The sequence below is a fragment of the Collimonas sp. OK307 genome, assembly GCF_900113705.1.
Lineage (GTDB): Bacteria > Pseudomonadota > Gammaproteobacteria > Burkholderiales > Burkholderiaceae_D > Collimonas.
The window spans coordinates 763,647-778,004 of record NZ_FOQI01000001.1 but is presented as its reverse complement, the minus strand read 5'-3'; the positions used below and the strand labels follow the sequence as shown (position 1 = coordinate 778,004).

Here is a 14,358-nt window from a genome sequence, read left to right as displayed (position 1 = left end):
TATCGGCGCTCAAGCCGGGAAAAAATCCCCGTCTTGTCAGGACGGGGGAATGCAGACCTCAGGAAAACTGTTGTTGCCAAACATTCGGACTGGCGAGTGCAGGCCATTATTTCCCGGCCAGATGGAAACTCCAATCCAGGCCAACCCTTAACTCGCTGATGTTTTCGCCATCCGCGCGTCCTTTGCGCACGCCGAAATCGAAAGACAGATCTTCGCTATGCTTCCAGATAGCGCCTAGCAATATCGAGTTTGTGCGTGGCTCGGTGGCATCCCTTTCGGTAAATATTTCCATCACCGGCCTCACCGGCCACGCTTCGGGACCTTCCAGAATCACGCCCAGGAAGCGGCGGGTCGTGTGCTCACGTGTACGCGTCAGCGCTGCGTTCAGGTGCACCGCACCCGCTTCCCCGCGCCCGGATACGATGCCGTTACAGGTCGCGCCGGTGCCGGACTGGCCATATATGGTTGGCAGCAGAACACCGCATTCTGCGGCGATGCTTGGCCCGCTCCCATCTTGCAGGCTGCCGCGCCGAAAGACGTGTTTGACTGAAAATGCGGTATCTGAAAAACTTGTCCGCCGGGTATTGCTGAAATCACCGAACTGTCGCTCCAGCCGTCCTTCCAGCACCAGTTCCGTATCGCCGGCCAAACCTAGATTGCCGGTCACGGCAGGAGCGGACAGCGATTTTTCTCTGCCCTGGTGCTGATAGCTGCTGCCGAATTCCAGTTCAAATACGCCAGGCTCCGCCGTTCCCGCATCCGAGCCGTCGAATGGTCGATAAGCATACGCAGGAGCCCAGATTGCGCTCAGTAAAGCGACGCACATAATTGGTTTAAGCGACATTTTTCCAAATCGTTCTGCTGCGGGATGGCTGCATCTGGCTGGCTGCAGCAATGATGCCGCCAGCGCATAAAATCTGCCATGAATCATGGTGTTCTTTCACTATGAATGTGCAGGACCCGGGCTATGCAGTCCGAATCCTGCCTAGTCTCGCCAAAGCGATTAATGTTTATCTGGCTTGTTTGTACAGAGCCTCATAGCTCGGGATCTGCTTTTGCAGGTTGTCGCGCAAGGCGGTTGAAGACTTGAAGAAATCTATGTCTTTCTTGCCGCTGTTCGCCGGATTTTTATATGCCAGGACGAGCATTCCACAGTTTTCACCCTGGGCATCGCGCAGCGGCACCATCATGACGTACTTCGGTTTCACGTCTTTCGTACGGTGCCAGCGCGGATCCAGGATGGTGATGCCGGTTTCGACAACCATGACATCGTCCGGATCGTCCGGATTGCCGATCCGCTCAGGGTAGGAACCGGCGAACATCGTGTATACCTTGGACATGCCCGGTGGAACGCCGTGGAAGGTAACGCTCAACAGTTCAGGATGTTTCGCCATGATCTGGTCGGACAAGGTTTGTGCATAGATCTTGTATTCCGGAGGAGTCCAGTTCTTTGCTTCCGCCGCGAAAGCGCTGGAGGCGCTGAAGACGGCTGAAGTGGCGAAGACAGCTGCGACTGCGATTTTTGCTAATGTTTTCATGATTTCCTTGGGGAGATGGTCAAAAAATATTTTTACTTTTTGCACCGGCCGAGCCGGTGCACCGGTCGATCTTTATCAGTCGACCTTGTCCAGCTTGGCCAACTCTTCCTTGACGACCGCCGGTGTCAACGGAATATAGACACCCTCGTTGGCGACGACTTCCTGGCCTTGACGGCTCAATACCATCTTCAGGAATTCCTTGACCTTAGGTTCGATCGGCTGCCCCGGTTTTTTGTTGATGTAGATATATACGTAGCGGCTCAGCGGATATTTATGGCTATACACGTTCTCCAGATTCGGTTCGTAATACGGTTGCCCCGCCTTCGCGGCGAGCGGCACTGCGCGGACGTCAGGCGTGAGATTGGCCAGCAGCGCATAAGTCAGGCCGCCAGGATTCTTTGCCATGTCTTCGGCCGCAACGTTGAAGGCGTGGACAAAGCCTTTGCCCTTCATCATCTGGATATTGTCCTTGTACTCGCCGCCCATCATCGCCTGTGCCTTGATGAACTGCTCGATGCCGTTGACCGCTTTCAGGCCATACAGATGGATAGGGCGGTTCGCCCACTCGCCGGTCAACCCCAGGTCGCCCCAGGTGTTGACTTCCTTGTAGCCGCGCATGCGTGTCTTGGAATAGATCGCGTCGACCTGCTCCATGGTCAAACCTTTGATCGGATTATTCTTGTCGACGAAGATAACGCTGGTAGCTGTCTTGCCGAGCGACCCGACACTACCTGTAGCGACGCGAATCGCAGTAGGCTGGTAGCCGAATTTTTCCACGAACATTTTTTCTTCGGCCGGTAGCAATTCTCGCCCCACTGGTGCAGCTTCTGCGCCGTTAACCAAACCTGGAGCGCCAGCGCCGGAGGCACGGGCTTCAACCGACACGCTCATCTTGGGTGCATAGGCTTTGCGAAAAATCTTGGCCCAGCCAAACGTGATTTCATCCATCACGTCGGCGCCGACCAGGCTGAATTCTTCCTCCGGAGGATTGATCTTGATCGGGCCAGGTGTCCAGACCGGGATGGCCGGATCGACTTTCAGGTGATGTTCGACTTCGGCGTATTTCAAGGCGAATGCGGGTGTTGCCATTGCAGCCAGGGCTGCCAGGCAAACGGCTTGCGTGACGGAGCTGGCGGCTACCTTGCGCAGCGACTTGAGAGAGTGTGCGGTTTTCATATGTCTCCTACAATAATTGGTTTAATTGTCATTAAAGTCTGTTGCGAAATATCCTGGCGGGCCAGGTCAGCCAGATTAATTTCGCAACAGTCTCTGGCATCCAATTTAAGCCCCGACCTTAAATTGGACATGAACATTTTCTGAAATATTATTTAGGATCCGGCTTGATGTGCTGCCGGGGACAGGCGAAACGACGCGGAGCATCCGATCACGACGGCATGGCGCCGGTGAATCGGATGTTTTTTATTGAGGAAGGAGATGGCTTATCTGTATTGCGCGCGTGCGGCTGCCGCTTGCTCTGCATTGAGCGGGATGAAATGCATGTGATCTTCGGCGATCGCTTGCTGGCCTTCACGACTAAGAACGAAGCGCAGGAATTCGCGCGCTAAAGGCGCGAGAGGACGATCCGGGGCGACAGTGAGGCCAAGATAGATCTGGCGGCTGAGCGGGTAATTCCTGCTCGCTACATCAGCCGGCTGTCCCGGATAAAACAGCCCCGGAGAGGCCTCTGCAAGCGCAATGGTCTTGACGCCAGGCGCGCCGAAAGCAAAACCGCTGTAGCCGATGCCAGCCGGATCTTCGGCGACCCGGTTGACGATCGCTTGCAAGGCGCTTTCACCCGGTTTGTCGGTTTGTTCGCGCAGGTCGTCACGCCATTCGCCACCCATTAGAAGGCGTTGGCCGACGTAATTCACGATGCCGGGGGGATTGCCGGTTTCGCGTTGGCGCAGCATGCCATACAGATGAATCGGACGGTTTTTCCAATCACCGCCGAGGCCCAGTTGCCCCCAGGTGGTGACGGCCTCCGAGGCGCCGCGCCGCAAGGTTTTAGAGAAAATCGCATCCAGTTGCGACAGGGTGAGTTGCGTGATCGGATTGGCGGCGTTGACGTAGATCCCGATGGCGTGTGTGCCTCCCTTCGTTGCATAGCTGCCGCCGGCCACATTAACAATCAGGAACTGGTGGCCGAATTTCTTTGTGTATGCAGCTATCTCGGATTTGAATGGTTCACGCACGAAAGTGACAATGTCGGCTTTTCCAGCCAGCATGGCGGTAAAACCATCCGCCGAGAATTTACTGGCATGACCGACGTGTATCGTGGCGGCCGGATGGAGCGAGTGGAATGTTTTTGCCCAGGCGTCCATCAGATCTTGCATGGTATCGGCGCCGTCGCAGACCAGGTCGCCGGCGATGTCGACGGCAGGATCGGTATAGGCAGGCAGCGCCGGGTCGACGCTGGCCGCCGCCCCTGCTGCGGCAGCGTTTACCGCTGTCATGGCGCTGAATACCCACGGCAGCAACAGATAAATGCGGCGGGCGCGGCTGCCGGCGGTCAACTTTGGCAAGGGGAAGTTTTTCGGCATCAGCTCTTGCCGCTCACCTGGTCAAAGGTCTTTATCAAATCCGCCAGCGACTGCTTGCAAGCTGCCGCATTCGGCGTGCTCGCTCGCAGCGCCTCCAAGGCACGGTCGATGGCTTTGTCGACGAGATGCCAATCGCCTGCTGCGCGCGGTTTCAGACCGGCTTCAGCCGAATCCCAGGATAATTCCAGGTCTTTGATGCGCTTTTTCGCCCCTGGCAGATCACCTTTGTCCACGATGGCGGCGACGTCAGCAGCAATGGCACGGAAAGAAGTCAAATCCCCAAGCTTCGATGGCGTTGCGGCTTCGACTGAACTGATCATGCCAACGGATGACGGTGCGGCATACCCTGCGGCCAGTACGGCGAAGGTAAACATTACTGCGGAGAGCGGGCGGGCAATTTTGATTGAATTAATGTTGATTGAATTCATGACTTTTTCCTTTAAAAATAAATTGATAGCTGCTTCCGGTCGGCTGCGCTACTGCCGCGTTATTGCGCGCTTTCCGTCTTGAAGAACTCATTGCGCTGCGCCGCGATTACCAGTCCGATGATCACCACGAGGAACATGACACTCGTCAACCTCGCACCGACACCGAGACCGCCGTACTGCCGGGATTGTGACAATAAATCACCAAGCGCTGCACCCAGCGGTCTCGTGAGGATGTATGCAATCCAAAAGGTCAGCACCTTATTCGCGCCCAGACGGAATGCCGTCATTGTGATGGCGATCAGTACGCCAAAGACAACCACTCCCAATTGGAAACCCAGGCCCAGGGCCTCGGTGGCCAGGTCGCCCGCTGCGGTGCCGAGCGCAAAGGTGCACAAGATGGCCGCCCAATAGAACAACTCTCGACGGCGCGTGAAAATCGCCTGGATGGAAAGTGTCCCCTCGCTTCGGTACCACAATGCAAATATCCCGGCAAGTGCGGCAGCAAAAACGGTCGTACTGAGATAAAGGCTTACGCCCAGGCCATCGGTTAACGCATCGGTGATTTGGGTACCTACCACGCTCACCAGCACCACGGTCAACCAGTACATCCACGGAACGTAGCGGCGTGCGCGGAGCTGCACGAAAAGTGCAATCGCCAATAACGTTGCCATCACGCTGCCGGTAATAGCCTGGCCGAAACCTGCGTTTACAGCAAGATAGTCTGCGCCGGTTTCGCCGACCGTGGTCGACATGATCTTGATGATCCAAAAGCCTAGCGTGACTTCCGGGACTTTGTTTAACCAGGCAGATGTCATTTGGTTTGGCAATTTATTCATGGCACGTTCCAATGGGTATGATGAGGCGGACTATGCGCCGAAAAACTTAGGCGAGACATAGTTGCAGGAAACAGAAAAGTGGCGTCACGGTGCTGATGGCAAGGCTACCTGTTGACGCCGCTATGTTCCGATCGGCGATCGTTTGCTATAAGGTTACCGCGCCGGCGCGACGTCAAACCGCAGCACTGCTGCGCCTGTATTCCCTTCGCCGGGCGACACAGCCGCGTACAGGCGATTCAACTCCGGCACCAGGATTGCCGTCTTGGCACCCTTCGCCGTGGAGATGTGAGGGAGTTCCTGATAATGGTCGGCGTCCTTTTGCTGGAATACGCTGATGAAATCATCGCCGGCGAGATAGACGCGGCGATTGACCTTGTCGAACATCGCCTCATTTGTACGTTCCGGAGCGTTGAAACTGGCGACCTGGGCGCCGGTTTTGGTATCGAGAACGACCAGTTTGTATGGCTTGCGCGTTACAACAAAGAGACGGTTGCTGGCTTCGTCGAATGCCATCGCTGCGTTCATCTTGCCCTCGTTGATCGGCCATGTGCCGACTACGCTGAAGGTCTTCTTGTCGATCACGGCTACGGCGTTCTTGCCAGTCACATTGATGTACAGGTTTTTACCTTTCTGTTCAATCGCCATGGCCTCCACTTTGTCGGTGTCGAATTTGATGTCGCCAAGATGCTTGCCGGTCCGCGGATCGACCTTAGACAGGAGCGAATCCGGCAGATTGCCGTTCTTGCCACCCGCCACGATATACATGCTTTTCTCACTCGCGTCATAGCCCATCGAATCGGCGCCGGGAATGAGTTTGATCGTATCGATCACTTTGTAAGTGCTTGCATCAAGCACCTTGCTCAGGCCCGCACCACTGTCGGTTACAACCAGACGGTTTTTATCGGCCAGATACAGGATGCCGTGCGGGGTTTCAACCCCTTTGATGGTCTTCAGATGCTTGCCGGACGCCAGGTTGAACACTTCCAGGGTGCCGTGGTCTTCGGCTGCCAGGAAAAGACGGTTGCCTTTCACGTCGACCGCGAAATGGTCGAAATCGCCGGTGTAACCTGGCATTTCGGTGCGGCTATGGAGGTGCATCGATTCAGGGGCATTCTTGTTCACGTTGGCAGAGGCGGCAGCGGAATATGCCGGTTGCCCCGCGAGGCCAAGAGTGAACAGGATGGAGCAGGACAAGATGGCGGTATTTTGTTTGTTCATGAAATTCTTTCAAATAAAGTTGGCTTGGCGCGGAATGAGGCACGGATGTCTCCCACTCGCCGCAATAATGCGATCGGACTTTAAATCGGACCTGAACCGTTTCTGAAAAAGTATTCAGAATATTTCGCCGGTAGCCGACCGGGCCAATAGAAAGCCGGTTCCCCTGATGCTGCGGTGTGTCAAATTTTATTCAGCTTATTTTCGGTTTGATTTCAGGTCCAATTCAGGTTGAAGGCATAGTCTTCCGTCTCACCGAGGGTGGGCAAATCCAGCAATGAAGTACGTGGCAAATTTTGCCAGCCCTACCTTGGACCCGCGATGGAGCGGGTGATTTTTCAAGGTGAGGAATATTGCTTTCATGAACACAAGAGTTCGAAATTCTCTGCTTTCATTGCATCGCTGGACAGGTTTTACTGTTGGCCTGGTGATCGTGCTGATGGCGCTGACCGGCGCCGCCATCATGTACCGCCCGCAGCTTGAGCCACTGCTGAGTCCCGACCTGCTTACCGTGCCGGCCTGCTCAGGACTGGTTCCGCTTGATGCCCTGACAGCCGCCGCAGCTGCTGTGCGGCCTGCCGCCAAACTCGACTACATCAGGTTGGTCGCCGGGGATGCGGCGGATGCCGGGACGGATGCACGCATGCCGGCTGCAATGGTGCGCTTTACCGATCAGACCTTTGTCTATTTGAATCCCTGTAATGGCGAGGTACTGGGGCAGCGTCATCGTTACGGCGGACTGCTTGGCACTATCGAACAAATACATCGCTTTCGGTTCATGAAAAACGGCAATCTCATTACCGGCACCAGCGCCATCGTATTCGGCCTTGTCCTGATTCTTGCCGGCCTGTACATCTGGCTCCCGGCGACGCTGCGCGGCGTCAGGAGCGCCCTGAAATTTAATGGACGCCTCAAGGGACCGGCACGTACGATCAACCTGCACAAGACAGTTGGTTTCTATGTAAGCCTGATCTTGCTGACCAGCGTGCTGACCGGCTTGCCGCAGGCATTCGACTGGTACAAGAACGGCATTTACACAATCGCCGGTTCGGCGCCGGCTGCCAAGGCGCCCAAATCGCAGCCTGCGGCCGGCGCACAGCGTTTGTCGATGGAGGCGATGTGGCAACGAGCCCAGGAATACATGCCGCATCCACAGGAAATACTGTTGCACTATCCAGACAAGCCGCGCGATGCCGTGGAAATGTATCTGATCGCCAACGATGCCCCGCATCCGAACGCGCGCACCATGCTTTATCTCGACGCTTATAGCGGAAAGACATTGAAATATATTCCCTATGCCGACAGTAGCCTCGGCAGCAAATTGTATTTCTGGACGCTTTCCTTGCATACCGGCCACATCGGGGGACCTGTTGTTCAGCTGTTGCTGATGGCGGCGGCGTTGTCAGTGCCATTCCTTGCCTACACTGGAATTGCGACCTGGCTGCGCAGGAGAAAGCGTGCAACTGCAACCCGGCGTCTTCGGGTCAGGGTAGCGAGAAAAATCAACGAAGCAGAGGGTATCTGGGCATTCGAACTGGTCGATCCGAAGGGAAGGGCGTTGCCACGGTTCAGTGCGGGTGCGCATATTGACGTCTATCTGCGCAACGGCCTGGTGCGCCAGTATTCCTTATGCAACGATCCCGGGGAAAGCCATCGCTACCTGATTTGCGTGCAGCTGGAACAGGCTTCCCGCGGCGGATCGCGTGCCATGCATGAGAACATCAAAGAAGGGCATGTGATTGAAATCGGTATCCCGAAAAACCGCTTTGCCGTCGACCCGACGGCAAGACGTTCGGTGCTGATCGCCGGTGGCATAGGCGTGACGCCGATCTTGTGCATGGCGGAGCATCTCGCGGGCCTGAATGCGGACTTCGAAATGCATTACTGTACCCGCACCAGGCAACGAACGGCTTTCCTTAATCGCATCAAGAAAGCAGTTTATGCGGACCGCGTCACATTCCATTTCAGCGACAGGCTGGCTCAACCGCGGCGCGATTTCATGGGGCTGATCGGTAATTTCGAAAGCGGTACTCATCTGTATGTGTGTGGCCCGGCAGGATTCGTCAACATGGCGATCGATGCGGCCAGGCAGCGTGGCTGGCCGGACAGAAACGTCCATAAGGAATATTTTTCTGCCGAAATGGTCAAGGCCGAGAACGATACCGGTTTTGACATTAAACTTGCCAGCACAGGGAAAGTCTTGCATGTCGCAAAGGGGAAGTCGGTGCTTGAAGTGTTGTCCGACTGTGGCGTCGATATTCCGCGCTCGTGTGAACAAGGCGTTTGCGGCACCTGCATGACGCGGGTGCTGGCTGGTGTGCCGGACCATCGCGACGTGTATCTGAGTGATGAGGAACGCATCAGGAACGACCGGTTCATACCCTGTTGCTCACGTGCGCGCAGCGACATGCTGGTGCTGGATCTTTGACTTTCCAAAATTTTTTAATCCATTTCATAGAATCGCGACCCATGAAAATTCTTGCTCCTACCTTATCCCTCGCACTCATGCTCTGCAGCCAGTGCATGCATGCCGAGCCGGTCAAATCTGTCAAACCGACGGATACACCTAATCGCATCGTGCTGCTGGTAGACGAAATCAAGGCGATCCGGTCGTTCCCGATTGTGCTGGCGGAACGGCTCGGTTATCTGAAGGATGACGGCATGGACGTGACAGTGATGAATATCCGGGATGATGTATTTCATGACCAGATGCTGATGGACGGGCGAGTCGACGCCGTGATGGCGTACTACCACCACAATATCGTCAACCAATCGAAAGGCAACAGCACCGAAGCAGTGGTAACGCTGGGGGTGACACCCGGCGCCAAGGTGCTGGTAGCCAATCAGTCGAAGGAGAAGTTCAAGACACTGGCCGACCTGAAAGGCAGCCGCTTTATCGCCGGCGGAGCCGGATCGTCCAAGACCACGGTGGCGAATTACCTGGTGCTTGAGGGCGGTAACAAGCTTGACGATTACACCCGGCTGGGCACGGATGGGAAGGACAAGAACGTTGTCGCACTGCGTAACGGTGCAGCCGATTTTGTGGTTGCGCCTACGCCGGATGGCAATTTTTACGAGGCGCAAGGTGTCGCCACGGTGTTTGCCGACCTGACTACGGTTGAAGGAACCAGGAAAAATTTTGGCACGCTGTTTCCGTCGAATACGATCTTCATGGCGAGTGAGCGCGTGAAAGCGCATCCCGAAATTGCGCAGCACCTGGCGAACGCGTTCGTGCGCACGCTGAAGTACATCAATACGCACACTGCTGAAGAAATCGCCGCGCTGATTCCGGTTGAGATCAGTGGCAAAGACCGCGTTACCTACCTGAAAGTACTGAAGGAGCAAATCCCGATGTTCGCCAACGACGGCCGCATGCCGCCAGACGGCGCGGCGAAAGAGTTGCAGGTTCTGGCTGAATTCAATCCGAAGTTCAAGGCGGTGAATGTCGAGCAGACCTACACCAATACCTTCGTGGACGCGGCCTTGAAGAAATTCCACTGACAACCAGCCTTATCTGCCTCGTATTTGTCTTGTTAACTGATTTTATGAAAGATGGTAGTCATGAAAAATAATCTACTGCGATTTTCCCGGTTATTACGGCTCGCTGCTGTGTGCGTTGTACCGATGCTGATGGCAGCAAGCACCGTGCACGCGGCCGATGAAACCAAAGGCGGGCCGCTATCCCTCATCATTACCTATCACTCGACACCGGCTAATCGCGTGGCGTTGCGCGAAGAAATGGAAAAGTCGCGAAAAGGGTTGTTTCAGCATTGGAAGGAACAAGGCATTCTCAAGGATTACCGCCTCTTGTTCAATCGTTATGTCGATTCAGGCAGCTGGGATGCGATGGCTTTGCTGACGTTTTCCAACCCTGCCGATGCCGAGCGCTGGAATAAGGTTGAGCAGGCTAATCCGGCAGGCTTGTCGAAGAAAGCGCTGGCGTTGACCACGGCGATTGATACGGCTCCCGCAGACCTGGTGCGCAATAACGCTGTTGCCAATGCACCGCTTCATCCAACGCTCATGGTCATTCCTTACGAGACAATGGTGTCGGCCGACGAATATCTGAAATATGCGGACGGCTACGTGATTCCTCAGTTCGAGGGCTGGATACAGGAGGGTGTGCTGTCGCGTTACGGAATCTATGTCAATCGATATGCCGCCGGCCGGCCGTGGTCGACCATGGTGATTCTGGAGTACAAGAACGACGCCGCGCTTGGTGCGCGCGAAGCCGTGGTCGCCAAGGTTCGCGCAAGATTGAAAGAAAATCCGGAATGGAAAGCGATCAGCGACAGCAAGAAAAATGTCCGTGCGGAAAAGCTGGCCGTGATCGCCGATTCACTGATGACGCCTTAGATCAAGCTATTGCTGCCCCAACTCCCGATAAAGGTCGTTGGCCCGCATCAGATGGCTGCGCATCGCCTCGGCAGCTGCATCGCCGTCATGCATGGCAATCGCATCGACAATACGCTGGTGCTCGGTCAGCGTAAGTTCTTCGGCGCCTGGCGCCCGAACCAGGGTGTAGTAGAACTCGCTGGCCCAGCGGAACATCGATTCGACGATAGACGGGAAAATCGGGTTGCCGCTGATGTCGGCGATTTCGCGATGGAACGCCATGTCGCGCTCGATGAATTCTTCCAGGTTGACCATGGAAGCCCGATGCTCGGCGATGCTCAGGCGCAGGCTGGCAATCTGCGCCTCGGTAGCGCGTTCGGCGGCCATGCGGGCAGTGCTGGTTTCCAGGAAGACGCGTGCTTCCTTCAGGTGTCCCAGCATCGCCGGCTTGGTGCGCAGCAGATGCTGGGCGCCGATGGCAATCTGGGCAATCAGGCGATCGGCGGTCGGGTCGACCACCCGAGCCCGTTCGCCGTGGACAATCTCGACGAAGCCTGAGCGTTCCATCGCCTGCAGTGCTTCACGCACCGCGGGACGGCCGACGCCATATTGTTCCATCAATTCGCGCTCGGAAGGAAGTTGCGAACCGGGCGGCAGTTCGCCGCTATGGATACGCTCCATCAAGCGTTCGAGCACTTCTTGATATAACTTGCGTCGCTGTATGGTTTCCGACATGTCTTGCACTAGCTTAAATGATATTGATAGCGTGACTTTACCATATCAATTTTGCCCCATCGTATCAGTTTGCTGCCAACGGCTTGCCTTCCAGTACATCGCCAAAGAAACTGAGTCCGCCAACCTGGCCGCCTTTCAAGACAATTTCCAGACCATCGCGGCGCGGATTGTCCGACCATGCGCGGCACAGTGGCGCTCCCGGCGACATGGCGGCGCTGACGCTAAGCGCGGCGATATCGAGGGTACTGGCTACCTCGCCAGAACTATCGCCGCCGGCGATTGCCACCCGGGTAACAGGGCGGGCATCCAGCAAACGCCGCATGATTTCCGCCAGCGCCATGCCGACGCGCCGCGCTGCATCCGAACGGCTGATTCCTGCTTCCCGGGCGATGGCATCGAAGCCGGTGACATTAGCATCGTCGGGCCCTTCAGCACTGTAAATCAGGGGGCTGCGGCCATTATCGACGGCGGTAACGGCCAATGCCACCATGCGCGCCAGTTCTGCCTCTCTGGTTTTTTCGGTCAGCACTGCCTGTAAATCAAGTCTTTCGGCGGCAAATCCATGCGTCCGCGCCCAGGCTATCTGCCTTGCGGTGACCGGTGAACAGCTGCCGCTCACCGCCGCGATGACCGGCACCGGCCCCGCCGTCGGCAAGGATGTTTGCTGCACTATCCAGCCGCGCGATCGCCAATAGGCCGTCAGGGCGTACTGGAGACCGGACGACGACGCACTGAAGACGCCGGCGCCGCGTTGTTCCCACACCAGGCGGCCGGCTTCGCGCAGGGTTTCCTCATCGAGAACATCGATCAGGACTACTGGCGTATCGGCACCTTGCAATTTGTCGATGCATGCGCCGGTCCGGGCAGCGCCATCGCGCAATTGCAGCATGTCGATCAATTCAACCCGGCGCTGCGTCTGCGTGGCGAGATGGCGCCGTAAATCCGATTCGTTCATCGGCGTCACCGGATGGCGGGCCATGGTCGGGTGCCGGTCCAAGCGATATCCGGTGCCATCGACCGCCGCAAACAAATTGCCGAATATCTGATAACGCTTCAGGCGTGGTGCGCCGACAATCATCGGCGACCAGGCTCCAGGCATGTGCCCGACGCCGAGATCCAGGGCGCGGCCGATCGATCCTGTCTGCACCGACGAATCGAAAGTGGAACAGATCTTGTATTGCATCAGCGGCGGCTTGAGCGCCGCCAGTCGCGCAAATACATCCGGCAGATGCGTATCCATCCATTCCGGGGAACGCCCGCGTGACGATCCGGCAATCCCGATACAGCGGACCTCCGGAAAACGCTGCAGCATGGCGGCGTCAGGTGTTTGCAAAAATAGCGCTGTCGGCAATCCGGCGGCCGCCATCACTTCCATGGCGTCAGTCGAGCCGGTGAAGTCGTCGCCGTAATATGCCAGCAGCAATCCGTCAGGCAGGGCGGCCTTGGGTTCTTTAGTGCTCATTTCCAGAATCCGAGTGCGGCCCGCAATGCGGGGCGGCGTTCTGCATATTGTTCCAGAGGTACGCCTTCAATCGCAGCAACCCATGCTTCGCGCAACGCTGAGACCCCGGCCGCCACACCTTGGGGATGGCCGAAGATGCCGCCGCCGGCGGTATGAATCAGGTCTGTGCAACCGATGGCCTTATAGGTGTCGGCTGCCTGCAAACCGGTTTGGCCGGAGCTGAATACCGGCATTGCAGGCAGCGGCGCTTCCGGCATGACCGGGCTGAGTACCGAGCGTGCGGCCGCAATCACGCTATCGTCCGGCTCGCTGAATTTGTTGCGCAGGCCATTGACGTGCATATGGTCGGCGCCGGCCAGTCGCCACAGCATCTGCCATGGCGCGTAATCCCAGCCCAGTTGCGGACAGCGGCTCAGGTAGCCCCAGCCGGCGCGATGGGCATGAATCGGCAGCTGTGAATGGCGGCGTAATTCCTGCAATCCGATCAGGCCGATCGAGTTAAGGCTGGCCATGACGCAGGTGCCGCCTTCGGCCAGCACCAAATCATGGCGGCGGCGCATCTGGTCGAGATCGCCGGTCAGGTTGAAGGCCATCATGACCTTCTTGCCGGTGCGATCGGCGTGTTTGTTGATGATACGCATGACGCCGCGTACCCGCTCATCAAAAGGACAACGGGCGCCGTCAACCTGCAGCTCGTCATCCTTGATGAAGTCGACACCGCCGGCGACCAGTTCGCGTACCTGCTGCACGGTTTCGTCCACAGACAGGCCGATGCTGGGCTTGATGATGGTGCCGATCAGCGGGCCGTGTGCGATGCCGGTCAGGCGACGGGTACCGGCAATACCGAAGGCCGGTCCTTGGTAGGCTCTGGCGAAAGCCGGCGGCAACCGCAGCCCGGTAATCCGCAAGCCGGAGACCTGGCGCAGCTCGAACAGATTGCCGGCAATCGTCGCCATCAGGTTGGGCAGCGACGGGCCAAGGTTTTCCAGCGGCCACGAGATTTCCAGCTCGCATTGGGTATAGCGCTCGGAACGCATGCCGCCTGGCAGGCTGGGTTGTTTGCTGTATCCGAGGATTTCCAGGCGCTCGACACGCGCGCCAGAGCGTTGTTTCAGTTCCGGGGTTTCAGTAGGCAGGGCGACAAAGGTGCCGCTCGACTGTTCGCCGGCGATGACTTCGGCCGCCCGCGCAGGGTCGTCGCCGGTTTCCAGCCAGTAGCTGGCGTAGATGCGTTCCATGGATATGCTCGCTAAAAAGACTTTTCTCATG

Annotated in this window: 13 protein-coding genes; 3 read left to right on the top strand and 10 right to left on the bottom strand. The window is 56.9% G+C overall.

What is annotated here, in order from left to right:
- Window positions 1-106: 106 nt before the first annotated feature.
- The 7 genes from BM205_RS03485 to BM205_RS03455 all read right to left on the bottom strand — a co-directional run bounded on the left by BM205_RS03485 (window position 107) and on the right by BM205_RS03455 (window position 6,560).
- Window positions 107-844: a hypothetical protein gene (locus BM205_RS03485; protein ID WP_139227204.1), complete on the bottom strand. Its 738-nt coding sequence runs from the start codon at window positions 842-844 to the stop codon at window positions 107-109.
- A gap of 166 nt (window positions 845-1,010) precedes the next feature.
- A complete protein-coding gene (locus BM205_RS03480) occupies window positions 1,011-1,538 on the bottom strand; it encodes a hypothetical protein (RefSeq protein WP_092412512.1) in 528 nt (175 codons plus the stop codon).
- Window positions 1,539-1,613: 75 nt separating this feature from the next.
- A complete protein-coding gene (locus tag BM205_RS03475) occupies window positions 1,614-2,714 on the bottom strand; it encodes a PstS family phosphate ABC transporter substrate-binding protein (protein WP_092412510.1) in 1,101 nt (366 codons plus the stop codon).
- Between the two features lie 263 nt (window positions 2,715-2,977).
- A complete protein-coding gene (locus tag BM205_RS03470) occupies window positions 2,978-4,078 on the bottom strand; it encodes a PstS family phosphate ABC transporter substrate-binding protein (protein ID WP_092412508.1) in 1,101 nt (366 codons plus the stop codon).
- Window positions 4,078-4,506 carry a hypothetical protein gene (locus tag BM205_RS03465; protein WP_371326447.1) on the bottom strand — a complete coding sequence of 143 codons (429 nt, stop codon included), beginning with the start codon at window positions 4,504-4,506 and terminating at the stop codon, window positions 4,078-4,080. Before BM205_RS03465 ends, BM205_RS03470 begins: the two co-directional genes overlap by 1 nt.
- Window positions 4,507-4,565: 59 nt before the next feature.
- On the bottom strand, window positions 4,566-5,342 hold the full coding sequence (locus BM205_RS03460) for a COG4705 family protein (protein ID WP_092412506.1): 777 nt from the start codon (window positions 5,340-5,342) through the stop codon (window positions 4,566-4,568).
- 153 nt (window positions 5,343-5,495) lie between these two features.
- Window positions 5,496-6,560: a YncE family protein gene (locus BM205_RS03455; RefSeq protein ID WP_092412504.1), complete on the bottom strand. Its 1,065-nt coding sequence runs from the start codon at window positions 6,558-6,560 to the stop codon at window positions 5,496-5,498.
- Between the two features lie 358 nt (window positions 6,561-6,918).
- Here BM205_RS03455 and BM205_RS24730 point away from each other — a divergent pair, with 358 nt between their 5' ends.
- From BM205_RS24730 to BM205_RS03440, 3 genes are read left to right on the top strand one after another with little or no spacing between them, the layout of a single operon-like run.
- Window positions 6,919-8,985 (top strand): PepSY domain-containing protein, encoded by a 2,067-nt coding sequence (locus BM205_RS24730; protein WP_092412502.1) that lies wholly within the window; start codon window positions 6,919-6,921, stop codon window positions 8,983-8,985.
- A 41-nt stretch (window positions 8,986-9,026) separates the two neighbouring features.
- Window positions 9,027-10,058, top strand: a complete 1,032-nt coding sequence (locus tag BM205_RS03445; protein WP_092412500.1) for an ABC transporter substrate-binding protein — start codon at window positions 9,027-9,029, stop codon at window positions 10,056-10,058.
- A 60-nt stretch (window positions 10,059-10,118) separates the two neighbouring features.
- Window positions 10,119-10,913, top strand: a complete 795-nt coding sequence (locus BM205_RS03440; RefSeq protein ID WP_139227203.1) for a hypothetical protein — start codon at window positions 10,119-10,121, stop codon at window positions 10,911-10,913.
- 6 nt (window positions 10,914-10,919) lie between these two features.
- On the opposite strand, the gene BM205_RS03435 is transcribed toward BM205_RS03440, so the two are convergent.
- The 3 genes from BM205_RS03435 to BM205_RS03425 form a co-directional block, all read right to left on the bottom strand.
- Window positions 10,920-11,627: a transcriptional regulator NanR gene (locus BM205_RS03435; protein WP_092412496.1), complete on the bottom strand. Its 708-nt coding sequence runs from the start codon at window positions 11,625-11,627 to the stop codon at window positions 10,920-10,922.
- 64 nt (window positions 11,628-11,691) lie between these two features.
- Window positions 11,692-13,089, bottom strand: coding sequence for a 3-oxo-isoapionate kinase OiaK (oiaK, locus tag BM205_RS03430; protein WP_092412494.1), 1,398 nt, complete (start codon window positions 13,087-13,089; stop codon window positions 11,692-11,694).
- On the bottom strand, window positions 13,086-14,327 hold the full coding sequence (locus BM205_RS03425) for a ribulose-bisphosphate carboxylase large subunit family protein (protein ID WP_092412492.1): 1,242 nt from the start codon (window positions 14,325-14,327) through the stop codon (window positions 13,086-13,088). Before BM205_RS03425 ends, oiaK begins: the two co-directional genes overlap by 4 nt.
- Between the last annotated feature and the right edge of the window lie 31 nt (window positions 14,328-14,358).

Coding starts and splice junctions, on each gene's coding strand:
- BM205_RS03460 (WP_092412506.1), bottom strand. CDS start 5,342: ATGAATAAATTGCCAAACCAAATGACATCTGCCTGGTTAAACAAAGTC.
- BM205_RS24730 (WP_092412502.1), top strand. CDS start 6,919: ATGAACACAAGAGTTCGAAATTCTCTGCTTTCATTGCATCGCTGGACA.
- BM205_RS03465 (WP_371326447.1), bottom strand. CDS start 4,506: ATGAATTCAATCAACATTAATTCAATCAAAATTGCCCGCCCGCTCTCC.
- BM205_RS03475 (WP_092412510.1), bottom strand. CDS start 2,714: ATGAAAACCGCACACTCTCTCAAGTCGCTGCGCAAGGTAGCCGCCAGC.
- BM205_RS03445 (WP_092412500.1), top strand. CDS start 9,027: ATGAAAATTCTTGCTCCTACCTTATCCCTCGCACTCATGCTCTGCAGC.
- BM205_RS03435 (WP_092412496.1), bottom strand. CDS start 11,627: ATGTCGGAAACCATACAGCGACGCAAGTTATATCAAGAAGTGCTCGAA.
- BM205_RS03470 (WP_092412508.1), bottom strand. CDS start 4,078: ATGCCGAAAAACTTCCCCTTGCCAAAGTTGACCGCCGGCAGCCGCGCC.
- BM205_RS03440 (WP_139227203.1), top strand. CDS start 10,119: ATGAAAAATAATCTACTGCGATTTTCCCGGTTATTACGGCTCGCTGCT.
- BM205_RS03455 (WP_092412504.1), bottom strand. CDS start 6,560: ATGAACAAACAAAATACCGCCATCTTGTCCTGCTCCATCCTGTTCACT.
- BM205_RS03480 (WP_092412512.1), bottom strand. CDS start 1,538: ATGAAAACATTAGCAAAAATCGCAGTCGCAGCTGTCTTCGCCACTTCA.
- BM205_RS03425 (WP_092412492.1), bottom strand. CDS start 14,327: ATGGAACGCATCTACGCCAGCTACTGGCTGGAAACCGGCGACGACCCT.
- BM205_RS03485 (WP_139227204.1), bottom strand. CDS start 844: ATGTCGCTTAAACCAATTATGTGCGTCGCTTTACTGAGCGCAATCTGG.
- oiaK (WP_092412494.1), bottom strand. CDS start 13,089: ATGAGCACTAAAGAACCCAAGGCCGCCCTGCCTGACGGATTGCTGCTG.